This window comes from Enterobacteriaceae bacterium ESL0689, from assembly GCA_029433525.1.
Taxonomy (GTDB): Bacteria; Pseudomonadota; Gammaproteobacteria; order Enterobacterales; family Enterobacteriaceae; genus JAQTIF01.
The window spans coordinates 1838569-1862503 of record JAQTIF010000001.1 but is presented as its reverse complement, the minus strand read 5'-3'; the positions used below and the strand labels follow the sequence as shown (position 1 = coordinate 1862503).

The window sequence follows — 23935 nt, the reverse complement described above, 5'->3', positions numbered from 1 at the left end:
ATGCGGTAGTTTTTCAGCAAAACTGAATTCTATCCGTAGGGCAGTACCAGCATAGGTGGAGAATGGATTTTGAACAACTGGTCACCAGAGCACACAAAAGACATCAAGAGTTGGTTTAAGATTGATACATATCGCAAATTTGAAGACCTCTCATTGCTCCAGTTTTACCATGAGATATGGGCTCGTAACTTGTTCTTTAAGGAATATCGGGAAGAGTTTGAGAGCAGAACTCTTATGGGTTACTTCTCAAAAATTTTCAGTGGCAATCCTTTTTTAATTGAAGAAGGGCAACTGGGATACATGACTCCTGCCAACAAACTCTTTCAGCCTCCCCATTTTTTTCTAACAACTCTTGATCGCCTTGCTGAAACGAGCATCATTGCTATGCAACGCGGAGGTTTTGTTTGGGATGGTGATGACAATTATTCAATAAACAGAGATCTTCGGGAAGAATCACTTTCAGATATTATGCCAGATCAGTTTTCACGAACAGTCATGTTCGAGATTGATTTGGCAAGTGGCACAGACGAAGAGATTGCAGAGTCGCTTAAAGCTGCATTACCGCAGTGGCGTAAAATCAAAGGTATCGAACCAGATCCTTTAGAATCAGTTCGCTTTGGGTATGGAACTATCAAGAAACTCATCAGTTATCGTGTGATACCTATGCTGGATATCCTGGTGTGGGCAGCCGTTAAAAAAATCCGTGTCTCTGACGACAGGTTATCCAGACTGCTATATACAGACGATGACGAAGAAAGCGAAATGAGGCAGTCTAGCCAAATCAAAGATACCGACAGGCCTTTGGCTCTTAAATCCTGCACAACTGACTTTATCCGACAATTCCATTACTTCATGAACAAAAATAGCCATTTGAAGCAAATGAAAGTCTCTGATGTAATGAAACTATCGGATTAGAATTACATTTATAACTATTTGTTTTAATTGTGAAAATTAACTAAAGGCATCATTGTGAATGGTGCTTTTTTTTTGTGATTTTTACTTTAAACCGGGCATTTTGACACTTGCTATAAAACGGGGGAATTTCAGCTACTCTCAAGTTCCCCTTTTCTGTACGGCACCAACTTCGAGAAAACCATCCTGCATAGCTACGAAGAACCTCCGCTTCAGGAGCTTCGCTCTTTTCTTTTCCCAACTGCTCGTATAGTGACTTCACCGCAACGACAAGGGATAACGAAATGAAAAATCAAGCAACCCGCCTCATTCGCTTACCAGAAGTTCTCGAACGAACTGGCTACGGAAAAGCCTGGATATATCGTCTGATCAACGATGGTAAGTTTCCTGCTCCTGTCAAAATTGGAAGTCGTGCAGTAGCTTTCGTTGAAAGTGAGATTGATACCTGGATTCAGTCTGTTATCGAAACAAGTCGAAATAATGTTGCTTAATTGAACATAGGAGCGATTTTATGAATATCGAAGAATTTGTAAGCGAAGAAAACCATATGTGCAATTTATGCGGAGATCTTTTTTACAAGATCTTTGACCAAGAAGTGATTTATGACTTACCTAATAACGAGTTTAATAAAGAAATCATTTACTGGCTCAGTCAGTACCTTGTAGGAAATCTGAGAGAACCTTTAGACTCGATCTCTGAGCTTAATGCTTGCAAACAGATATATGTTTACGAGACCTGGTTATCTCTAATTAAATGTCCTGATGAATTGAAACCCCTAGCGAAGCGGATAATTTTATATCTAATTGATTAAGAGCTTTTTATGAAAGTGTAAAGTTTGGCTGCATAATTTACCTTAAAACTTTACAGAATAAATTACATTATTTTGGTTGTCGTTTATTAGCAAGGCAGTGAGATAGTTTTCGAAGTATTAGGTGTACATAATATTAACTAGATCTACCAGATGATAATTTGACAAGAATAATCGTCTATCTCACTGTTTTAATTTAAATAAATATCTTAATCGAACCAAATAAATTTGTAAATCTACGAAATGCTTATTATTAATATATTGGAATTATACTTTTTGTAAAGTTTAGGAGGAAAATATGTGCAGTATTTGTGTAGATTCTTTTATGTTCGAAAATGGTGAGAGATATTGTCATGTTGTAAATAAAGATACTGGTGAGCCATTGTATTATCCAAACTTGTATATAACAACACAAGTCAGGAATCGGTCAGAGTCTATATCAACAATGAAGGTTATCGCTGGGAGCATTTCATTGTTATATCGATTTTTTATGAGGAAAGAGATCAATATTGATGAAAGAATTCAGAAAAAGATATTTCTGGCTCCTCATGAAATTGAAGATTTGATTGAATTCACTTCATTCAATTTCCGAGATGGCGAGAATGATAATTTTAGGAGTTCAAATGTCAAAAAACCAACTAAGTACTTTCGGATTACAACCATAGCTAACTATCTGGAATGGCTGTGCAAAATACATCTTTCTCATACAGGACAGAAGGATACTCTCAAATATATTTTAGATTTCATTAACAACATAAAACGAAAGAAACCGAGAAACAATGACAAATATAATATGGATATAGAAAAAAGCTTAGATAAAGAACAATTGGATTCTTTGTTTAGCATTCTTGCACCGGGTAGTAAATTAAATCCTTTTTCAGAAAAAGTGCAAAAAAGAAACAATCTAATATTCCTGCTATTACACTGCTTCGGCCTGAGAGTAGGTGAACTTTTGAATCTGCGAATTGGTGATATAGATTTTGCAGAATCGACAATTGCAATAAGAAGAAGAACAAATGATAAAACAGATCCGCGAGTGTATCAGCCATTAGTTAAAACTTGTGAGAGGAAATTAATTGCTGATACAAAGCTCATGTTTGAAATTTCAGATTATATTCTGAATGATCGAAGAAAGATAAAAAATTCTAACAAACATGATTTCCTATTTATTACTTATAAAGCAGGAAAAACTCAAGGGCAACCTATTTCATTTTCTTCATATCACAAAGTGGTGAGTGTTGTTCGTCAATCCTCCTCACTTCTAGGGGGATTGACAGGTCACAAACTCAGACATACGTGGAATTATGAGTTTTCGAAAGCAATAGACAAGAATCAGGACATATCCGATGAAAAAGAGCAACAAATTCGTTCTTATCTCATGGGATGGCGACCGGGTTCAGAAACTTCAATGATTTATAATCGCAGGCATATTTTTGAGCTATCGAAAAAAACTGCACTTGAACAACAAGAGCAACTATTCAAAGGAGAATTTGATGAATAATTTAATTAAAAATAAATCTGATAAAATATCTTTGCATGAGCATAAAATCGTCAGTTCGATTGAAAATAACGGAATCAATCTTACAAACTTAATATATGCTATGAACGAAAATTTGGTTTGTGGATTTGTATATACAGTACAATGTTATTTTAATAGCAACAGCTATTTGTATGTGAAAAATATTGTTAGAAATATGGAGAGTCTTATCCGTAAACTATCTCCTACTCATATTGATGATAAGGTTCTAATTGAATATCAAAATAAGAAATTATCAAAAGCCCCGGCATCATTTCGCGTTTTACGACCATTTTTGATTAAATGGTTTGAGTTAGGATATCCAGGAATAGATGAAAGTGCGGTAGAGCTGTTAAAGCATTTGGACCTAAAGATAAAAAAATCTGGTCAGTCTGTGCTTCAAGATGATCCAACAGAGGGACCACTAACTAAAGAAGAACATACTTCTTTGATTAAGGCTATGAATCATGCATATAGAAAAGGTGAACTGTCACTGCCACATTATGCAATATCACTATTGATCAGCCTTACAGGTAGAAGACCTCAGCAGTTAGTTATGTTGAAATATAAAGACCTTCTTCAAAAGAACTTAGATAATGGCAAAGCAGAATATGTAATTTCAGTGCCACGAGTTAAACAACGGGGTAAAGAACTACGATATCGAGAACTTGCAATAATATCAGAGGTTGCATCAATTGTTCAATTGCAAGCTAATCAATCAGTGAAACTTGTTGAGCAAGCTCTTGGAAAAACTCTTGATGATTATTCTAAACGAGAAGTTCCTATTTTCTTAAATGAGGAAAAACTCTCAGATTTATCCATAACAGGTTCAATTCTTCTGGAATATAATAAATTATATGCGAAGCCTACAATTGCTAATATAGCATTGAAAAGTATTGTTAATAATGAGGGTGTAATATCCAACCGTACCGATTCGATACTAAATGTTACTCCTCGTAGGCTTCGTTATACAATAGCAACTATGCTGGCTAAGGATGGGCATAATGTTAATACTATAGCTGAATTATTGGATCATTCCTCTACTTCAAGTGCGGGGATTTATATTAAAAATCATGCTGACAGTGTTGAAAGGATTGATTCCGCTGTTTCAGAACAATTGTCATTTGTCGCTGATATTTTTATGAACGGAATCAAATCGAAAAAGAGTTGTCATTTCAATTTTTTTTCTTCAAGTAGATGCCAGAGCCAGAATTCAGGATTCCCTTGCAATCAATGTATATTTTTTATTCCGATTGATCGCAGTGAGGTGAATCAACTATGAATAATATTATTTTGTTCAAATCAAAAAAACATATTCTTGTAGAAGAAAATTATAATGAGTTTATAAAATTTTGTCGCTATCAACTGCCCGGACTAACCCAAACTCAGGATTGGGAGCAGTATGCCTGGAAAGGATATGTAACATTTAGAAAAATAGGGGTTGGAAATAAAGTCTTTGATTCCATTGATGCAATGCACGAAGATTATATCAATTTTGCGAAAGCATATATCAGATATCAACACTCATTGAAACCATTGAAAAATTATGGGGTTATTATGATGGCCTTGCGATGTCTCGAACAGGCCCTTTTGCAGGTTCAGAACACTGGTCTCATTTATAATGTTACAGCCGTTGTTTTCGATGAGGCAATGCAGATCGGGAGTAAATATTTTGAAGGTAACGTTTTAGCTAAATGTGGAATACAGCTTGAAAAAATATCAAAGTTTCTATGTGAACATAATCTTGTGAAGTCAGGATATATCTCATGGAAAAATCATGTAAAACAGAAAGTCAAAAACAATTATCTTCCTGAGATTGAGGATTATCACCGAAGCGATAAGTTACCAGATGAAGAGGCATTACTCGCTATTGCTGATATTTTTTCACAAAATGATGAGTTACTGAGTCCAAGGGATAAGTTCACCAGTTCAGTATTTGCACTTCTACTTTGTTGTCCGAGCAGAATCTCTGAAATTTTAGCCTTACCTGCTGATTGTGAGATTACACAAATAGATGGCAAGGGTATCGAAAGATATGGGTTGAGATTTTATTCGGTAAAAGGGTATGGTCCTAATATCAAATGGATTCCACGGGTTATGATACCAGTTGCAAAGAAAGCGATTAGAAGATTACTTTCCTTATCACAACATGCAAGAGCACTTGCTCACTGGTGCGAAAAGTACCCGGATAAATTTTACCGACATGAGCTTTGCCCAACAGTTGATGAAAAAGCTAAATTGACCGTTGTACAAGTTTGCCATGCACTGGGATATCATTTATTTGATCATAAATCATGTGTTTTAAAAATTAAAAGAACGAGTTTGGATGGTGGGAAAAGCTTCTTAAACCACAATGATTACAACTATTCATTGAGTGATTTGTGGGAAATTATTAGTTCTAATTTTAGCAGAGACTTTCCATGGTATGATAAAGAAAAATCCATAAAATTTAGTAATGCTTTATGCTTGCTCAATACTGATCAATTTTCTTTATCAAGAATGACTTCAATTTTCACATTTTATAAGCCTACTAAAAGTTTCTTTTTCAGTGATATACAAAGTAAAAAAAGCTATGAGATGAATTATAAAAATATATTTTCCCGATATGGGTATTATGATGATGAAGGTAAACCACTACTTATTCGCTCACACCAGCCACGGCACCTTTTAAACACAATAGCCCATTATGGTGAAATGTCTGAACTGGATATAGCTAAATGGTCTGGTCGTATCAATGCGAATCAGAACAGAGTTTATAACCATGTGTCAGAAGAAGATATGTTAGATAAAATCAAAGCTATTAAATTGAATAGGAGTAATTACTGTCAAAGGGAGTCAATACCCACAAATGAATTGACAATTGATTTTGATAACCTTAATCAAGGTGCAATACACTTAACTGAATTTGGTTACTGTGTACATAACTATTTAATCAAGCCTTGTGTAAAAATTAATCAGGTTATTGAGTGTGATAATGAAACACTGGGCATTAATTCAGTAGATAGAATTAGACTGCAATCTGTCCGAGAGAAAGTAATGCAATTAAAGAGAATAACTCAGATCGCTTATGAAAATGGTGATTATGGTGCAGACAAATGGTTGCAACACCATGAAAAAAATTTGGAAAGAATTAATAAGCTTTTGAATAATTAAAACAGGAGATACTTATGGCAAAACATTTGAACAGGAGTGAGATAAAGGCAATTAAACACATTATACTGACTTGGGACGGTAAAATCACATGGAGTGATTTATGTGAATCAGTTTATAAGAATCTAAACAGAACTATCACAAGGCAATCTTTAAGTGCTCATGATGAAGTTGTTGAAGCATATAGAACAAAGAAAAGTTTGTCCAATTTGAAAAAATCTGGTCTAAAGAAACCAGCTAACTTAACTATTGCGGCACAACAAATAATAAACCTTAAAGCCGAAAACGAAATGTTGAAAAAACAGAACAATAGATACAAAGAGCAATTTAGCTATTGGCAGTATAATGCTTATAGACACGGTCTTACTATGGAACAGTTGAATAGGCCATTTAATAAAAAATAATATTTGATAGGTTACACCTATTGACAAGTTGAATAAATGCGATAAATATAAATATATGGTCAGGAAGACTATTTAACTAATGCAAGGATGCATTTTATGGACAAGAACATTATCTATCCAGAGTTTACTCTGGAAGAGCAACTTATCATTATCGTCGATAAATATATCTCAAAAAGATACCAGCCCGGAGATAAAAGTTTCTCATACCAGCTTTACTTAATTTTTGTGGGCTATCATTTAAAATATTTCTACCCTAAAAGGATTTATTCCAAATCCAATCGTAATATTGATAACATAATGGCTATGTTTAGCTCAGTTTACAAAAGTCTGACAAGCAATCTTTTACAACGATTAAATAACAAAGAAGGCGTTATTAGGGAACTAAACTCGCTTGTTAATTACATAGATAACAATCAAGAAAAAGCAGAGGAAATCTATGCTACTGTCAGGGCACAATATGAAGTTAAGGTTATCGAGAACGAGCTAACCCATGAAGCAGTTCGCATAAGAACCGTCAGATTATAGGTAATAAAAAGCCCCTAAACAGGGGCAAAAAGACTTCTTTATATAGCTACTACTGAACTTCTTTCCAGACACCATCAGCTTTAACTAATTTGATTGGCTTTGTCTGTTTATTGTTGCTAATAGAAGCATCTACAATGCAGTTATATACATTATTTGCTTCTTCTGAACAGCTAACTTTCTTCACATAATCGATTCTTAAAAGATCCTTTTCTGAAACTCTTGAATCAAAAGCTTTCATGCTTGCGTTTGTTCTATCTACAACACTTTTGAATGCATTATAGATGTCTTTGTCTGATGGTTCAGAATTACATGCGGTTAATAGGAAAGTAGAAAGAATGATTGTAAGCATAGCATATGCTTTCATGTTTAATCCCTTTTGTACTAAATTAATGTTTGTGTGTGAAAACTGCTCTATGTGCAAATTTTTTACGAATATACAATCTTGTAGAAATCATTAAAACCAGCAAAATAACGAAAGCTACTAAAAAACTTTGACTTATATAAAGTATGATGTAGGCAATGGCTAATAAAATAAATCCTATGAACAACGATAACCAGGGTGAAACTTCGCCATATTTGATGGTTGAATGACAGCCAGTGCAGACACGTACTCCGAACTGGCTCTCTTTAAAGCAAAATGGACACTTTATTATTTCGTTTTTCATAGCTATCCCAATCTGGAAGATTAAATGCTGTTTGTAGGGATTCTCGATGACCGGCTCGCTTTAGTAAAATTGCTTGTACCGATCAATGAATGTTACTTGATAGGTGTAGTCTATCATAAATGCATTATCGATCTGTAATAACGATCAATATTTTCTTGACTAAACACAAATCTATTACTAGAGAATAGAGTGTGGTTACGAAAGGTGTTTACAACTAGCTGTCTATAAAAGGATTTTTCTCGCCTTGTTTAAAGGTTTCATTGCGGAGATATTTGAGAAGGTCATATGGGTTTTGTGAAGAATGCTCTTCCCATAGCTTCTGAGAAGCTCTGCGAGCCTTCTGAGAAATGGAATCCAGCCGATAAGCCTGAGATGCTTTTGCTGTTGTACTGAGTTTTTTTGAAGAATCTTTTCTACGATTTCGTTTCTTCTGTCTTCTTTGAGTCGTAATTCGAGTTCAGCAATTTTTTCACTGATACTTTCCTTTCTCTCAGTGTTTATCAAAACTGTTGCAGGAGCAGGAGCAGGGGGGGCTTCTGGTGGTATGCCGGTTCGCAGAGCTTCGAGATGGTCTGGGTTGTAGTTGAGCCTATTACTAGGGTGTGTCCCGTAACTGTTTTTTGTACAATACAGCATCATTGTGAGGGTGAAAAATCGCCACAAAAAGTGCATTTATCAGCCAAAATTGCCTTTTTAGAGATAATTTTTGCTTTCAATTCTGACCTTCAAATAGGTTAAGGGACACAGCCTAAGATTTGCCCAACTGTAGCTCTTGCCCAATTGCGAAGCTTTGAAAGCTATATCGCGGTAGGAAAATGAGAACCCGTTCATTTTCCCCGTAGAAGCGACATTCGCTGTCCATGATACTTCCGCTTCTTCCAGTCGTTTTGTGAAAGTGAAAAGGTCCGGCTTATCAGATAAACTTTTATCAAGTATCTGTTGGAGAGCTTCTTTAGGGGAGGGAAGGCCAGTCCGTTCTGAAAGCATCTGTTCATTGCGGGAAACCTTTCTTCGCTTCTGTTGTTTTGGTGTAATGGAAGCTGCTGTCTTGGTCACTGTCAGACCGTGAGCGATTTCGAGTTCACTGATTATGCGGGTGCTGATGAGGTTTTCGTTCCTACCCAAGTAGAGCTTCCCACCATTGAGATCTATGCGACTTGCAATAATGTGTATGTGCTGACCAGCCTGATCATCATGAAGAACATAGCAACGGAGGTGTGTATCACCGAACCCCATTCGCTTCATGTAATCGTCAGCAATTCGTTTCCATTGTTCGTTGGTAAGAGATTCTCCCTGGGGTAATCGAAGTGAATTGTGCCAAACAGGTTTTGCCACATCTGAACGAAGCTCTTTCGTAAGGTTAAATTCGTCGATTAACTCTTGTGAGCAATCACCTGTCATGTTGCCACCAATTACTTCTGGAACGGTTCTATGGTGTGAGCCTGGCTTTAACACATAGAGAACCACACCTGAGAAGCTTTTCCCCCTTTTGATCTTCTGCATTCCCTTCATGCGAAAAAACTACCTTACAGACGGATTAGAAACTGTAAGACATGATCGAAGCTCTTTGATCTGTTTCTTGACAGCGAAGATTTCTGTTTTCGTCAATTCACTATTACTGCTTTTAGTATCAAGGTGATTTATTAGACGATTTAGCTTTTGAGATATATCAGACAATGATTGCCAAACTTCTAAATTGATTGCAGGAATGGTAGGAGGAAGCTTTTGAAGTGATGCCATGCGAAGCCATTCACCTTTTCGTTTATCACCACGGCTTGCATTGAGAAGCTCTAACTCTTCTTTATTTAATCGTACACTGACACAGTGTGTTCGCAATGATTGAGATTTATTATCGCTGACTGGCTTGAAATTATTTGTATACGACAATGTTATTATTTTACTCATATAAACTCCTTTTCATATGTGCATTAGCTTTAAAGTGAGCAATTCCTTTGCAACACATTATATATTTATAGTGAAAATGCAATTCATGTCAATGAGTTAGGTACGACTTTGACTTTCTTTTTCAACCAAAGGGCGAAAAACAAGGGAACTCAAAGAAGCGGAGCTTCGATGAGTTAGCCCTTGCTTAACAAATATTTGATGTTTTAATTTCAATATATTAATAATAGTACAGGAGGTGATATTATGAAATTGAGTAAAGAGCTTGGATTTATCAGAGAATGTCCTGACCCAGTAAGTTTGCCGGAATATAAACTGCAAATTATAACTGAAAAAATTTACGAACTACTGGATACTTCTTTTTTATATAAAGATAATTTGAAATATGCATTGTCAAGTATTTTTGTAAGTAGCGATAATAAATTTTACATAAATAATTCAAAGCTACCTAATAATAAAAAAGATTTTTTTGTAAATTCAGTTTTAGATATAAAAAATAATATTGCAGTTGATTACTTATTTTTAAGCTTTGGACGAGGTCGATTGGAGTACATAGATATATTTGATGGCCCTTACATTAAAGCTTATAACAACTATGGCTATTTTATGAGGTACTATGCATTTTGTTTCTGGTCGGGAGAGTTTAAACATTTTGATGTAATGGATATAATTTTCTTATATATAAAAAAGCACGAATAATTTCATTTGAAAACTGTAGTATAAAAATGCTTAAAGAGATTATACTTTTAGGTTATAATTTATTAGTGAAATTTAATTCTATCCAAGCCATGAAATTAGTACAGCTTTTTTATTTTTATGAATTGGAATCAATTGCAGATAAGATTATGGAAAAGTTATTTCAAAGAATCAAAAAGAAAAACAATGTTTTTTTTAATGCAAACAATGTTTTTTATCTGCAACAATGTATTAAATCAATGATAGATTTAGAAAGAGTTAGAATTAATGTGGCTGATATTTATATGAAAAATGAAAAGGAAGTTGGTTTAGGAGTCAATGAATTACTAAAACATTTTAATAAAATTAAAATGGAAATAGATTCTATCGAGGTTGATTAAAATCAACCTCTTATAACGGTGAATATCTACTTTTATTTTGGAGATGATTTTCGTGAGGAGGAGTACTTTATATCGGTGGAAATGCTTTTTAACTGTTCGATAATGATTTTAATATTTGATTCAATTGCAGTTAATTTGTTTTTGATTGTGTCTTCATCATTTTCATCAGATGCGAATCCGATGTCAACCTTCTCTTCTAAATAAACTGTTTCATCCGATTTTTTATATTTATCGAAGTTAAATTCCTTGAAACCAAATGCTCTGTTTTTTTCATTGCATTTGTCAAGTGCCGATATATTGTCTCTATAAGAAAAAGAAAGAGTAGTATGGGAATCTCTATCGAAGATAAAAAATACTTCTGTTGTAAGGTTTAACTCATTACCCGAAGATATATAGTCAGAACCAGACCCCACATACTTTGAGAGAACATTTTTTGGTACAAACAATGAGTAAACAAAAAATCTATTCGACATTTTATTCCTTTTTCTTGTTAGGTTAGTGATCTGATAATTCTTTAAATTCAAAATTCCATGTATTTCTATCGATACCATTTTGAGCACAAACTTTTTGGAATAAGATTCTTAATCCTTTATAAAAGGCTTCGTTAGCTTTATAGTTCTCGTCCCTCTCTAACCAATTGCGTAAAACCATGCGGAAGAAATTTATATTATCATTAAAAAGAGCCTTATTTCGCTCTCTCTTAAACCCTTTAGTCGATTGACCAAGTTCTTTTTTATTTTGGTAATCAATCTCAATAGACAGTATTTCGGGTTGAATTTTTGTTAAATAATATTCTTTTGTAAAACCTTGATTATATATATCAGGGTTGATCCAAAAAGATTCATCATCGCTTTTATAGATTAATTCGGCATGTTCAAAAAATAATTCTTCCGGAGCTAAAGAGCCTGGAAGTGCAATAGTACTTAGGTTTAAATCAGTTTGATGATCGCCATCGAGAATACAGATCGATTTCAGTGAAGTTTCTGATAAATGTGGATCTCTGAAAATCGTTCTTAGGTTATCAGCCCCAATAAAGCATTCTACAAAATGGAAATAACTTCTTATTATTGCCATTTCAGGCTTTCTGTGTATCCAAAAAGAAAATATTTCTTCGAGAAAGAAACGAGCTTCTTCATCTTCTGTGAAGAGTGGTATCTTTTTACGGGTATATGTTTCATCTCTATTTTGATTTTTCAAGAACATCGATATCTTGAGGTAGTCTGGATCTTCAAGACAAAAAACTTTACTCATGTTATTCATTAGATATATAACATTAAATTTCTTGGAGAACGCATATTCTAATAAAGTTAAACTATGGGTGGTAAAGAAAACCTGTATTTTATATGCCTTAGCGTATTCATTTATTTTATCAAGTAGTCTTATTTGTAATGAAGGGTGCAAAGTAGCATCGAATTCATCAATCAACAATATACTTTCTTTAATATCATTAGATTCAATTAATGATTCAAAATAATATCTTAGACTCACTAAGGCTTTTATTATAATAAATGAATTGTCTTCCCCAGATGATATAGTGTTTGAATCAATTTCGGGATTATCTGTGTCAAATAACGGACCGGATTTGAAATCACCTATATTATTGGATTCAATGTTAGTGATACTTATTTGGAGAAGATCTTTGTAAAGTTGAGAGATGTAACTTACATATTGATCGGGGAGATTTAAAGAAATTTTTGTAAGGTCGCCATCCTTTGTTTCCCCAATAGGAAATAATCGTGATAAGCCTAAATATAAAACTGGTTTTGAAGGCAGTGATTGTTTTGGTCCACCTCTTGGATATAATGGCTTAATCGCGTACCTTTGAGCTTCGTCTGGGTTTCGTGAATTATGTTTTCTAAAGCCCAACTCACTCCCATCTAAATAGCTAATAGAGAATAGGTTTCCTTTTGCTCCCTCAGCTGGGTCTGTATAGCTTTTTGACTCCCTGACTATTGCTTCCATTTTTGGGTTGGCAATTTTATTTATAGCTTTAATTACTTTGAGGCAATTATTATTTGAATAATTTGTGGACCGAGTAGGTGGCATTTGAAAACCATTGCTAACTAAGTGGAGCAATGTCGTTTTACATGTGCCGTTGGTTCCTGAGATGATGTTAACATCCTTATCGAATGAAAAATCGATGTCGATAAGTTTCTTGAATTTTTTGAAGCTAATATCTTTGATCATTTCAACTCATCCTTAAAATCAAATCTCAGGGATATTTACCCCGTCATTATAAATAATAACTTCAAGCCCTTTTTTCTTATCCTGAGCCGTATAACTTAATGAATAATCAGCCATGTTAAGGCCCCGATAGATTTCTCTTATTTCATTAACGTTATCGTAAGAAACAATCCAGGGAAGCGTGATATTTCGCAAGGTTTTAGCAATTTTAACATGGTCATCATGCTGATAAAAGTTGCGATATAGTTCGGCACCCTTAACATAGTAGGGAGGATCAAGATAGATTAGGCTTTTCTTAGGTAATGAACTTTTTTGAGCCATCAGAAAATCCACAGCATCAAGATTCGATACATGAATTTTATCTTTATAGGTGCCAATTAGTTTTATTCTTTTGGTTAAGTCCTGTTTATTAAACCTGGCATCTAATTTCCACTTTCCTTTTTGTTCTTTACCGCCAATAACTCCGGCTTTGAGAATGCCTGAGCGGTTTGTCCTGTTCAAAAAGAAAGTCGATAAAGCGACTTCAAGCATACTATATTTATCATTATTAAGTAGTATGTCTCTTTGTATATGCCAGTTCTCAATAGTTACAGGGATTTCGTTAATCATTTCGCATAATGATTCGTTATAATTTACAACAGCCGACCAAAAAGCATAAAGTGCTGGGTCTATATCATTAATAAAAATGTCCTCAACAAGACCGTTGAGTAGCAAACCCAAAGCAACACCTGCTCCACCAGCATAGGGTTCCGCATAGCAACCTCCGACTAAGTCGTTACAACGGAGAATTTGCTCTATATGTGGAGAGAATTTTGCTTTACCTCCAGGATAACGGAGGGGAGTTTTGAAATGAGAAGGCTTTGGCATCCGTTATCAACTCAGTAAAAAAATAATCGCAATTTTACCATACTACCCACATTGAATCCATCAAATCTATGTGTAAATATAAAGATGATCTGTGGATTTATTTTGTGAGTAAAAGATGTTGCAAATGCTAATGATTTACTCATTATTCTGTTGCTTTATTTTTTTAGCTAATTCAATCATCTCTTTCAGGTATTGCAAATGATTTGCTACATTTTTAAGTGCTAATGCTCCAAGTGATAACCCAAAAAGAAAAGCCAGTCCAAATACGATTAATGTATTTGCTGTGCCGGAATTGAAGATCCCTTTTGATATGGTATCACCCAATTTGTCTAACCCACCAAAACCTTGAACTGCTGAGTATGCTAATCCTATTATTGATAAGACAGCAGTTTTTTCTCCAAAGAAATCATTTATTCTTGATTTCACTCTTTGTATCTTTATGTTTAACCAATCTATTGAATAGTTTAATTCAGTCAACGAGTAAGGCATCAGTTTTTCTATATTTTGTTCATCATTGTCAATTTCACAAATTAGATCATTAAAAATTTCTTTTTTGAAGTTGAGCATGAACTTCACACCTGGAATTATAGGTGTAAACAAATAAACTATACCGGCAACGGAATTGAGGGCATACAGTACGAGTGCTGGTAAAAGAAATGGCTCCTTGGGAAGGTCACAAATTTTATAGATAACTGCCATTATCACCATTAAAATAAGAGAAATGAGTGATGTGAGAAATGAATATACTTGAACCTTTCTAAGTAAGTTACTTTTTTTATTTATTTGATTATAGGGAGCATAAGAATTCATTTTGCTTATTGTTTTGATGATTTGATTTACTCTATACATTGTTTATAATTCCATTAATAAAATTAATTTCTATACAATTAGGCAGCAATAGCTTTTAGCCTTTGAGCTTGCACATAGTCACTCCACCACTGCATGAGAACCACTCGTTCTGCCAGATACTCTGCACGATTATAAGCGGCAATTATTTCATCCTTCTTCGAGTGGGCAAGGGCTGCTTCTAAGACGTCTGTCCTGAACTTTCCAGACTCCTCAGCAGCCGTTCTAGCGATGGAACGCATTCCGTGGGCTACAAGCTCACCGCCAAAGCCCATTCGAATAATAGCGGCATTGGCTGTTTGTTCATGCATGTGATTGAGCGGAGCTTTGATACTGGGGAACACCCACTCTCTGTGTCCACTGATGGCTTTCATTGAATCCAATACTCGCAAAGCTTCTTTACTTAATGGCACCTTATGTGGCTTCTTCATCTTCATAAAATCGGATGGTATGTTCCACATGCCGGTTTCTATATCAATATCTGACCATCTTGTGCGAACAGCTTCGCCAGGGCGAACCCATGTGAGAAGTTGCCACTCAATCAGTAGCCTTGTTTCTAAACGGATAGAAGCATTGTTTAGAGCAACCAGGAAGCGGGGGAGTTCGGAAGGGGGTAATGCTGGCATATTTTGTTTTTTAGGCTTACTGAACCGTTGCCCCAGGTTGTCAGCCGGATTGAATTCGATAAGTTCCTCAGTTGCTGCATAACGGAAAATTTCATTTAATCGGGAAATTATTCGCCGCAAAGTTTCGAGGACTCCTCGTTGCTCGATAGGGTCAAGATGTTGCTTTAAGAGTTTAGGTCGGATCTCATTGATAGGAACATTACCCAAGCCGGGAAAGATATTTCTCTCCAAGCTTCGCCAGATGTCTTCTGCATGGTCTTGTGAGATACCTGAGGTCTTTACCTTCTCATCTAACCATTTCCTTGCCACGGCTTGGAGAGTGTGTTCAGTAGCATTCTTTAAGGCATTAGCTTTATCGTTGTTATGGACTTGAGGATCGATGCCATTGGCAAGCAAGGAAAGGTATTCATCTCGCAAGGCTCTTGCTCTTGCCAGTGTGAGGTGAGGGTAGGTCCCAAGGCTCATTTTGGTTCTTTTCTTACTCACCGGCACTGCATATCTGAAATACCAATTCTTCTTTCCTCCTTTCGAGAGAGGAGCGATTCGTAGTATCAAACCATCTCCGTCAAACAAGTTGATTTCTTTGTCGGCTGGCTTGGTGCTTTTGACTTCAGTGTCAGTGAGTTTCTTAGCGATTTTTGCCATTTTGGGACCCTCGGTTTTTGGACCCTTCTTAGTGGGTCCCATTCAGGGTGCCATAACTGATAGTTCTCAGCAATTCTCACTGGACGACAATAGACGTAAAAAAGCCCGCAGAGCTTGTGCTGTGCGGGCTTAGTAGACTTCACTGTACTTCAAACAACTAAAAAGTGGTGGAGCTGGCGGGAGTTGAACCCGCGTCCGAAATTCCTACATCCTTGGTACTACATGCTTAGTCTAATCTTTACATTCGCAAGTTAGCTGCGGACAGACACGCTACTAACAAACTAGCCTGATTGATTTTAACGCTTCCACCCCAGGCAGGATATCCACGCGATCTCTTTTGGGTTTGACCTCTCTTGATCCCCGTCCTAAGAGCGGAGGCTAGGGAGAGAGGGCTCTATGCAGGTTATTAAGCTGCTAGTGCGTAGTTTTCGTCGTTTGCGACTATTTTTTGCGGCTTTTTACGAGGCCAACCGCCCCTCGGCATGCACCTTGGGTTTTGCGAATCCCGTCGAATCCAGAATCAGCCCCAATGTGTTGGCCTGAGTATAACAGATTTATGAACGCAGTTTCCAGTATTCACCAGAAGATATCTGGTCGCGGAAAAGCAGATGCCAGCAAGGATAAAAGCCCGTTAAGCTTATTCCGACAGCGGATAACTAGCGACTGGCATGTTTCATAATGCGTGCCTTATCCAGCGCCCATTCACGATCTTTCAGATCGGTTCGTTTATCGTGCTGTTTCTTACCTTTGGCGATCCCTATTTTTACTTTGCACCAGGCATTCTTCCAGTACAGAGACAGGGCGACAACAGTATAACCATCGCGATTGATACGTCCGTATAATGTATCCAGTTCACGCTGGTTAAGCAGAAGTTTACGGGTGCGCGTCGGATCGCATACGTAGTGCGTAGAAGCGACTGCCATCGGTGTGAAATTCGCGCCAAAGAGATAAGCTTCTCCCCCTTTCAGAATAACGTAGCTATCACCGATGTTAGCCTTACCAGCACGCAGGGATTTCACTTCCCAGCCTTGTAAGGCCAGCCCAGCCTCGTATTCATCTTCAATAAAATATTCATGGCGAGCGCGTTTATTCAGCGCGATAGTGGCAGATCCAGGTTTGTGAGCTTTTTTTTTGGTCATAATGTCCTGAAGTCATTGCTAAACGGGAATACAGTACCTCAATATTCTGCGAGGCGTGATACCCTATCTTATCATGAGTTGTGGCACTGCGTTTTTTTAGTATCAGATAAATGATATTATTTTTGCAATCGTGAGATATGGAATTTGCTATGCCTAAAATTAGCCGTACTGTGTTGGTGCCTTTCAGTGTGGAACAGATGTATCAGCTCGTCAATGATGTGCTGTCATATCCTGAATTCCTGTCTGGTTGTATTGGTAGTCGTATCATTGAGTCAACACCTACGCAAATGATAGCAGCGATCGATGTTTCCAAAGCTGGCATTAGCAAAACATTTACCACCCGGAACACCCTTATTCCTCATCAGAGTATCTTAGTCAATCTGGTCGATGGCCCGTTTAAAAAACTGACCGGTAGCTGGCAATTTACTGCCCTGAGTCCGGATGCCTGTAAAATTGAATTTCATCTCGATTTTGAATTCAGTAATAAATGGATTGAAATGGCGTTTGGTCGCATCTTCAAAGAGCTGGCGGTCAATATGGTGCAGGCTTTTACCATCAGAGCGAAAAAGATTTACCATGCTAGCTAAAAAATTAATGGTTGAAGTCGCTTATGCGTTATCACAAAAACAGTATCTGTTGCCTGTTTGCCTGGAGGAAGGCGCAACCGTCGAGCAAGCGATTATTGCCAGTGGTCTCCTGCGGCTGCGTGATGATATCGATTTGACAAAAAATAAAACAGGCATCTACGGGCGGCTGGTGAAGCTCAGCGATCCGGTGCGCGAGGGAGATCGGATAGAAATATATCGCTCACTAATCGCTGACCCCAGAGAGTTACGTCGTCAAAGAGCGAATCAGCTTATCCGGAACCGCAAGCAGTAATGTATAAACATCAACCAGGCAGGGTTCTCTTTGACGTCTGTTTTATTGATTCGTTCCCCCATTAATGTTTGGTTAACGCCGGTTTGTTATCAATATGTGTTAATACGCCATCACCATTGAACGTCAGCGTCAGGGTCTGTTGCGTGATTTCTTCATGTCCGGGTTGCTGACGGAAAACATAAAACCAGGTGTTCGTACCAAACGGATCTGACATCATTGGCGTCCCCAGCGCATAAACCACCTGCTGCTGTGTCATACCCGTATGTATCTTAGCGACATCGCCTGAGACTAAGTAATTACCCTGGTTGATATCAGGACGATAGACCACCCGCTCCAGAGTAGAACAGCCAGCGGTTAACATGAGAAGAACCGCTACGGCGGCAGTCAGCGTTTTACAGCACATAGTGATTTTATTCCTTGTTCGAACCAAACAGTGTATGACACATCTGTAATATGCCGATAATAATAGACCTTTAATCACTTGGAAACCTTCGGCTGCGCTTCTGACAATAATTTATTGTTTGCAATAATACGATGATACCTGAACCGGTTATGCAGCAAGCAACTCTTTTGCACTTGCCAGCGTATTGCGTGTTACCTCGCTCCCCCCCAGAAGACGCGCCAGCTCCTGTAATCTTGCACGTTTATCGAGAGGATACATATGGGTTTGTGTCATTTCCCCATCCGTTTCTTTGCAGACAAAATAGTGTTGATGCCCACAACCTGCTACCTGCGGTAAATGAGTCACACACATCACCTGGGTGGATTCACCCAGCTGACGAAGCAGCTTACCGACGATAACGGCCGTTGAACCACTGATTCCGGTATCCACCTCATCAAAAATTAACGCTGCGGATTTCATCTTTTGCGCTGTGATCACCTGAATAGCTAAAGCGATACGCGATAATTCCCCCCCGGACGCGACCTTAGCAACAGGCTGAATCGGTTGCCCGGGATTTGTGGAGACAAGAAACTCAACACGATCTGCACCGTCAACAGTGAGATAGCGTGGATCAAAAATAACCTCAATCGCGAATACACCATGGGGCATGGCAAGCGAATGCATGCTTTCAGTAATGCGTTGCGCTAATTCATGAGCGCTATGCTGGCGTACAGCGTGCAGTTGCTGAGCGGTTTCCAGTGCCCGCTGATGATACTCCACCGTCTGTTGACTGAGGGTTTCCAGGATATCAACGCTATCTTCTAACCGTTGTTGCTCTTCCAGCAGCGACTGATAAAAAGCAGGAAGTTCTTCCGGAGAAATTTGGTGCTTACGTGCCAGAGCAACCTGGCGGGAAATACGCTGTTCCAGTTCGAATAACCGATTAGGATCAAGATCCAGATGATCACTGAAATGGCGTAACTCATCACTGGCTTCATTGATCTGAATGGTGGCCTCTTCGAGCATATTCAGAACACCCGCCAGTTTGTTATCCATACCGGCCAGTTCAGCGACTAATTGCCGGGTGCCGTAAAGCTGACGCTGTAAATTGGTCTCTTCGCCATCGGCCAGTATCGTCAAGGCATGCTGACAAACAGAGAGTAACTGACCGCTATTGGCCAGCCGTTTATATTCTTCATCAATTTGCTCGAATTCGCCCGGCTGGGGGTTAAATTCATGCAACTCTTTCAACTGGTATTGCAATAACTCAGCACGGGCGGCACGTTCCTGATTCTGCTGCTGGCACTGCGCCAATTCATAACAGCTTTGATGCCATTGCTGATAATGCTCCGCCATGCGTTGAGTCATGGCGTGCTCTCCCATATAGCCGTCCAGTAATATTTTTTGCTGCTCAGACTGTGTCAATAACTGGTGCGTATGCTGTCCGTGAATCTGAATAAGGTATTGACCCAGTTCGCGTAGCTGAGAAAGCGGAACTGCCGTACCATTGATGAAGCCACGAGAGCGGCCATCGGCGTTGATCGTGCGGCGAAGCAGACACTCCTGCCCATTTTCCAGTTGGTTTTCCTCCAGCCAGCGCTGGGCGGCGGGGGTATCTTTTAAGATAAAACGTGTGCACAGATCCGCGCGCTTCGCCCCCTGACGTACCATGTCTGACTCTGCCCTGCCCCCCAGGCACAGGCTTAGCGCATCAATAGCAATGGATTTACCTGCCCCGGTTTCACCGGTGATGGCCGTCATTCCAGGGTGAAAATCAATTTCCAGTTCACGAACGATAGCAAAATTATTAATAGTGAGTTGCGCTAGCATAATCGCATTCCTGTATGAAAAAACATTACTGTGTTTTAATACAGTATAAGCAAGTTTTTTATTCAGTAAAGCAATACCGCGTAAATTCAAAACAATTTTTTCGACCAGCCTAATTTTGTACTCAATGTATTAAAATAACTGTAATCTTTTGGATGAATCAGCTGCAGATGATAGTCGCTGCGACGGATAATCACCTCTTCCCCATCCTCGACTGGCAGCGCTATCTGACTGTCACAGCTGATCTCCAGATTGCGACATTGCAAAGAGAAACGCAGGCAAATCGTGCTATCGCCATTAATCACCAGGGGACGAGCCGATAAGGTATGCGGAAACATCGGGACCAGTGTAATCGCATCTAATGAAGGCGATACAATGGGGCCGCCCGCCGACAGTGAATAGGCGGTAGATCCGGTAGGCGTTGAAATGATCAGGCCATCTGAACGTTGAGAGAAAGCAAAAGTATCATCAATATAGACTTCAAACTCTATCATATGAGCAATTTTGCCAGGGTGTAAAACCACTTCATTTATCGCTGTGCCAATGCGTTTCTGACTATTTTGCTGGCATACCTGAGCCTCCAGCAAAAAACGTTGTTCGGTGATATAATTACCTGTCAGAACATCAGCGAGTTGCTGGCGTGCATTGTCAGGATCAAGATCGGTCAGAAAACCAAGGTTCCCGCGGTTAATACCGATAACGTTAATATCATATCGTGCCAGCGTTCGTGCAGCGCCAAGCATATTGCCATCTCCGCCAACGACAACCGCAAGATCAGCCTGCTGACCAATTTCGGCTAACGTTCCGGTTCTGGCATTGCTAAACTGAAGTTCATGGGCGATTTGCTGTTCGACTATAACTTCATAACCCTGGCTGCATAACCAGTGCCAGAGCATTTCATGTGTGGTCAGCGCAGTTGGGTGGCGAGGATGTCCCACAAGGCCTATACACTTGAAATGATTTTTCATGTTATGAATGTCCTTGCATTAAATGTGTGGTGAGAATACTTCCCTTGAAACCAGGAAGTGAATCCCCATAATAATCCAGGTTAGCGAAATGAATGTAAAAAAACGCGGAGAAATTGATGAGTAGTGAAAAACAGAAAACAGCTGACGGGCAAGACCCGAAAGAGAGTATCGCTGAACATCACGAGGATATTGAGGCAGTAGAGCCTGACGTTTCTGTTGAGCAGGTTGATCCGCGCGATGAAAAGATTGTGAATCTGGAAGCACAGTTAGCCGAAGCGCAAACCCGTGAACGCGAAGGTGTTCTGCGTATTAAAGCAGAAATGGAAAACCTGCGACGTCGTACCGAGCAGGATGTCGAGAAGGCACATAAATTCGCTCTTGAGAAATTCGTCAATGAGCTGTTGCCGGTTCTCGATAGTCTGGATCGGGCTCTGGAGGTCGCGAATAAGGATAATCCCGATATGTCATCGATGGTTGAAGGGATTGAGTTAACGCGGAAATCGATGCTGGATGTGGTGCATAAATTTGGCGTTGACGTTATCGACAAGGTCAATGTTCCTCTGGATCCTAACATCCATCAGGCTATCGCAATGGTTGAGTCTGACGATGTTCCGGCGGGTAACGTCCTGAATGTCATGCAAAAAGGCTATACCCTGAATGGCCGTACCATTCGTGCAGCAATGGTAACCGTAGCGAAAGCGAAGTAACATCGCGAAAAGAAATCCGATAAACCCCATGCTTCTGGCATGGGGTTTTGTTTTTCCGTGCAACACCTCGTAGCAATAAAAGAATCCATCGCCACTCGCGCGAAAGAAAATCAGAACACGGGAATAAATACTGATATCGCAATAGCAACCTGCTATTTCGTCAGCCATTAATAGCGCAGATAGTTTGGCCACGGACCGTGCAGAGAAATCGTCATGGACAACTTCAGGCACTCTCCGTGGCCAGATGGCCTGAGACAGGCGTAAAATAACCTTATAACTGCATCCTATTTTTTAGACTGCACATACTCTTTATGGTATTGCTCCGCCAGGCCACGTAAAGCTTTACCAATAGCGACATACTGATATTCATACAAGTTAGCCAAAGAGGCACGCGCAGAAGGATGCAGGACACCAAATCCTTTGCCCGGCAGTAAAACAATACCCGTTTCACTGGCAATATGGAAAAGAATATCAAGGGGGTCCTGAGTTTTCATAATCCATTTAGCAAAGTCCTGACCATAAAGCTGCTGGCAGATCTTTTCCAGATCGAGCAGCGTATAGTAGTCGACGCTGTTTTCATTATCCGGTTGTGGGATCCCCAGATGATTATAGAGCGCCGCATGCCGCCGCCGGATTAAGGATTTGATCATCGCTTTATAGCTATTCTGGACATCCATCATTTCAAATAACGCAAATAAAACCATTTGAGCTTGCTGTGGTGTCGAGAGACCAGCGGTATGGTTCAGTCCCACTGCCCGGCTGTCAGCGACCATTCGATCAATCAATTTGATTTTTTCTGGTTCCAGCGTCAGGGAAGAGTAACGCTGATTGAGCACTTTAATTTCTTTCGCCGGTAAATGTGCGATTTTGTCATCGAGAATATTATCTTTGGTCAATGCAATAACGCCTAACCGCCAGCCTGTGGCACCAAAATATTTCGAAAATGAATAGACCAGAATCGTATTTTTCGGGCAGATAGAAAACAGCGAACGGAAATCATCTGCGAAAGTACCATACACATCGTCGGTCAGAACAATCAACTCAGGATGTTTTTTGATAATATCGACAAGAATATCCAGACTACGATCATCAATCTTCACGGAAGGCGGGTTGGATGGGTTAACCAGGAAGAATGCTTTAATTGCAGGATCTTCGAGTTTCCGCAATTCAGCTTCCGGATATTGCCAGCCCTTATTAGGGTCAGCTTCGATCATGATTTCAACCAGCTCATAATCATTCAATTCTGGAATTTCCAGATAAGGGGTGAAAATAGGTGCGCCTAGCGCAATTTTATCACCCGCTTTAATCAGATCATTTTCTTTCAGCGAATTAAATATGTAGGCGATCGCGGCAGTGCCCCCTTCGACAGCGAAGAGATCAAAATCGTGGGTACTGATACCGCGCATTCCCATTTCCTGCACCAGATAGGTTTTAATGATCTGTTCGCTCATTTCCAGCATACGATCCGGGGTCGGATAATTACAGCCGAGAATCGCCTCACTCATTTCCTTAATAAACAGATGGCCATCCAGTCCCATCTGATCACGTACGTAAGATAAGGCTTTGCCTAAAAATGTCACACCCGGTTTATCATGATTGCGACGAATAAAACCGGAAAAACGTTCCAGCAAGTCATGTTGTAACGGATATCCCCCCAATCCTTCGGGAATGAAAGAGAAAGACATTTCCGATTCTTCCAGCGCAAACAGGCCAAACTGAAAGAAAGCCTGTCGTGGTATCGTCGCCAGGAAATTAGGGTTACCACGCCCGGCATTCAGCATGCCACGATCAGTGACCGATTGTGCAAGACTAATCAGTTTATTCTTGAGTTCAAAGGGGCTTAGTTTGCTGTAAGTCACTTCGTCATTTTTTTTTGCCATGATATTTTGTTCCAGATTGATGAGTAA

Annotated in this window: 24 protein-coding genes, 1 other RNA gene and 3 pseudogenes; 13 read left to right on the top strand and 15 right to left on the bottom strand. The window is 38.9% G+C overall.

Annotation, left to right across the window (positions count from 1 at the left end; all coding sequences use genetic code 11):
• Positions 1–69: 69 nt before the first annotated feature.
• From PT300_08995 to PT300_08960, 8 genes are all read left to right on the top strand, one after another.
• Positions 70–915 carry a DUF6387 family protein gene (locus tag PT300_08995; protein MDF7680709.1) on the top strand — a complete coding sequence of 282 codons (846 nt, stop codon included), beginning with the start codon at positions 70–72 and terminating at the stop codon, positions 913–915.
• Between the two features lie 281 nt (positions 916–1196).
• Positions 1197–1403, top strand: coding sequence for an AlpA family transcriptional regulator (locus tag PT300_08990; GenBank protein MDF7680708.1), 207 nt, complete (start codon positions 1197–1199; stop codon positions 1401–1403).
• A gap of 20 nt (positions 1404–1423) precedes the next feature.
• Positions 1424–1723 carry a hypothetical protein gene (locus PT300_08985; GenBank protein MDF7680707.1) on the top strand — a complete coding sequence of 100 codons (300 nt, stop codon included), beginning with the start codon at positions 1424–1426 and terminating at the stop codon, positions 1721–1723.
• A gap of 295 nt (positions 1724–2018) precedes the next feature.
• Positions 2019–3221 carry a tyrosine-type recombinase/integrase gene (locus PT300_08980; protein ID MDF7680706.1) on the top strand — a complete coding sequence of 401 codons (1203 nt, stop codon included), beginning with the start codon at positions 2019–2021 and terminating at the stop codon, positions 3219–3221.
• Positions 3214–4518, top strand: coding sequence for a site-specific integrase (locus PT300_08975; protein MDF7680705.1), 1305 nt, complete (start codon positions 3214–3216; stop codon positions 4516–4518). Before PT300_08980 ends, PT300_08975 begins: the two co-directional genes overlap by 8 nt.
• Positions 4515–6389, top strand: coding sequence for a DNA-binding protein (locus PT300_08970; protein MDF7680704.1), 1875 nt, complete (start codon positions 4515–4517; stop codon positions 6387–6389). Before PT300_08975 ends, PT300_08970 begins: the two co-directional genes overlap by 4 nt.
• Positions 6390–6403: 14 nt before the next feature.
• Positions 6404–6790: a hypothetical protein gene (locus tag PT300_08965; protein ID MDF7680703.1), complete on the top strand. Its 387-nt coding sequence runs from the start codon at positions 6404–6406 to the stop codon at positions 6788–6790.
• Between the two features lie 96 nt (positions 6791–6886).
• Positions 6887–7315 carry a hypothetical protein gene (locus tag PT300_08960; GenBank protein MDF7680702.1) on the top strand — a complete coding sequence of 143 codons (429 nt, stop codon included), beginning with the start codon at positions 6887–6889 and terminating at the stop codon, positions 7313–7315.
• A 49-nt stretch (positions 7316–7364) separates the two neighbouring features.
• Here the strand turns inward: PT300_08960 and PT300_08955 are convergent, their stop codons facing one another.
• The 4 genes and pseudogenes from PT300_08955 to PT300_08940 all read right to left on the bottom strand — a co-directional run bounded on the left by PT300_08955 (position 7365) and on the right by PT300_08940 (position 9885).
• Positions 7365–7679, bottom strand: a complete 315-nt coding sequence (locus tag PT300_08955) for a cell wall-binding protein (protein MDF7680701.1) — start codon at positions 7677–7679, stop codon at positions 7365–7367.
• Positions 7680–8202: 523 nt separating this feature from the next.
• Positions 8203–8571: pseudogene (locus PT300_08950) on the bottom strand (relaxase).
• 156 nt (positions 8572–8727) lie between these two features.
• Positions 8728–9492: pseudogene (locus PT300_08945) on the bottom strand (relaxase/mobilization nuclease domain-containing protein).
• 12 nt (positions 9493–9504) lie between these two features.
• A pseudogene (locus PT300_08940) lies at positions 9505–9885 on the bottom strand (hypothetical protein).
• Positions 9886–10128: 243 nt separating this feature from the next.
• On the opposite strand from PT300_08940, the gene PT300_08935 reads away from it, so the two are divergent.
• On the top strand, positions 10129–10581 hold the full coding sequence (locus PT300_08935) for a hypothetical protein (GenBank protein MDF7680700.1): 453 nt from the start codon (positions 10129–10131) through the stop codon (positions 10579–10581).
• Between the two features lie 26 nt (positions 10582–10607).
• Positions 10608–10958, top strand: a complete 351-nt coding sequence (locus tag PT300_08930; protein MDF7680699.1) for a hypothetical protein — start codon at positions 10608–10610, stop codon at positions 10956–10958.
• A gap of 32 nt (positions 10959–10990) precedes the next feature.
• On the opposite strand, the gene PT300_08925 is transcribed toward PT300_08930, so the two are convergent.
• The 7 genes from PT300_08925 to smpB form a co-directional block, all read right to left on the bottom strand.
• Positions 10991–11431, bottom strand: coding sequence for a hypothetical protein (locus tag PT300_08925; GenBank protein ID MDF7680698.1), 441 nt, complete (start codon positions 11429–11431; stop codon positions 10991–10993).
• 22 nt (positions 11432–11453) lie between these two features.
• Positions 11454–13145: an AAA family ATPase gene (locus tag PT300_08920; protein MDF7680697.1), complete on the bottom strand. Its 1692-nt coding sequence runs from the start codon at positions 13143–13145 to the stop codon at positions 11454–11456.
• Positions 13146–13163: 18 nt separating this feature from the next.
• Complete coding sequence (locus PT300_08915; GenBank protein ID MDF7680696.1) at positions 13164–14009, bottom strand: DNA adenine methylase; 846 nt, start codon at positions 14007–14009, stop codon at positions 13164–13166.
• 135 nt (positions 14010–14144) lie between these two features.
• A complete protein-coding gene (locus PT300_08910) occupies positions 14145–14708 on the bottom strand; it encodes a hypothetical protein (protein MDF7680695.1) in 564 nt (187 codons plus the stop codon).
• A 188-nt stretch (positions 14709–14896) separates the two neighbouring features.
• A complete protein-coding gene (locus PT300_08905) occupies positions 14897–16126 on the bottom strand; it encodes an integrase domain-containing protein (GenBank protein ID MDF7680694.1) in 1230 nt (409 codons plus the stop codon).
• A 165-nt stretch (positions 16127–16291) separates the two neighbouring features.
• Positions 16292–16654, bottom strand: a transfer-messenger RNA (tmRNA) gene (ssrA, locus tag PT300_08900).
• A 128-nt stretch (positions 16655–16782) separates the two neighbouring features.
• On the bottom strand, positions 16783–17265 hold the full coding sequence (gene smpB, locus PT300_08895; GenBank protein ID MDF7680693.1) for an SsrA-binding protein SmpB: 483 nt from the start codon (positions 17263–17265) through the stop codon (positions 16783–16785).
• Between the two features lie 149 nt (positions 17266–17414).
• On the opposite strand from smpB, the gene PT300_08890 reads away from it, so the two are divergent.
• Together PT300_08890 and PT300_08885 are read left to right on the top strand one after the other, a co-directional pair.
• Positions 17415–17852 (top strand): type II toxin-antitoxin system RatA family toxin, encoded by a 438-nt coding sequence (locus PT300_08890; GenBank protein ID MDF7680692.1) that lies wholly within the window; start codon positions 17415–17417, stop codon positions 17850–17852.
• Positions 17842–18144 carry an RnfH family protein gene (locus PT300_08885; protein MDF7680691.1) on the top strand — a complete coding sequence of 101 codons (303 nt, stop codon included), beginning with the start codon at positions 17842–17844 and terminating at the stop codon, positions 18142–18144. The genes PT300_08890 and PT300_08885 overlap by 11 nt, the downstream gene beginning before the upstream one ends.
• A 61-nt stretch (positions 18145–18205) precedes the next feature.
• Here PT300_08885 and bamE read toward each other — a convergent pair whose 3' ends face one another.
• The 3 genes from bamE to nadK form a co-directional block, all read right to left on the bottom strand.
• Positions 18206–18547, bottom strand: coding sequence for an outer membrane protein assembly factor BamE (bamE, locus tag PT300_08880; protein ID MDF7680690.1), 342 nt, complete (start codon positions 18545–18547; stop codon positions 18206–18208).
• 147 nt (positions 18548–18694) lie between these two features.
• On the bottom strand, positions 18695–20356 hold the full coding sequence (gene recN, locus PT300_08875) for a DNA repair protein RecN (GenBank protein ID MDF7680689.1): 1662 nt from the start codon (positions 20354–20356) through the stop codon (positions 18695–18697).
• Between the two features lie 86 nt (positions 20357–20442).
• Positions 20443–21321, bottom strand: coding sequence for an NAD(+) kinase (gene nadK, locus PT300_08870; GenBank protein ID MDF7680688.1), 879 nt, complete (start codon positions 21319–21321; stop codon positions 20443–20445).
• 116 nt (positions 21322–21437) lie between these two features.
• Between nadK and grpE the strand changes: the two genes are divergently transcribed.
• The gene (gene grpE, locus PT300_08865; GenBank protein ID MDF7680687.1) at positions 21438–22028 is read left to right on the top strand and encodes a nucleotide exchange factor GrpE; all 591 of its coding nucleotides are present in this window, start codon (positions 21438–21440) and stop codon (positions 22026–22028) included.
• Positions 22029–22312: 284 nt separating this feature from the next.
• Here grpE and PT300_08860 read toward each other — a convergent pair whose 3' ends face one another.
• Positions 22313–23908, bottom strand: a complete 1596-nt coding sequence (locus tag PT300_08860; GenBank protein MDF7680686.1) for a bifunctional aspartate transaminase/aspartate 4-decarboxylase — start codon at positions 23906–23908, stop codon at positions 22313–22315.
• Between the last annotated feature and the right edge of the window lie 27 nt (positions 23909–23935).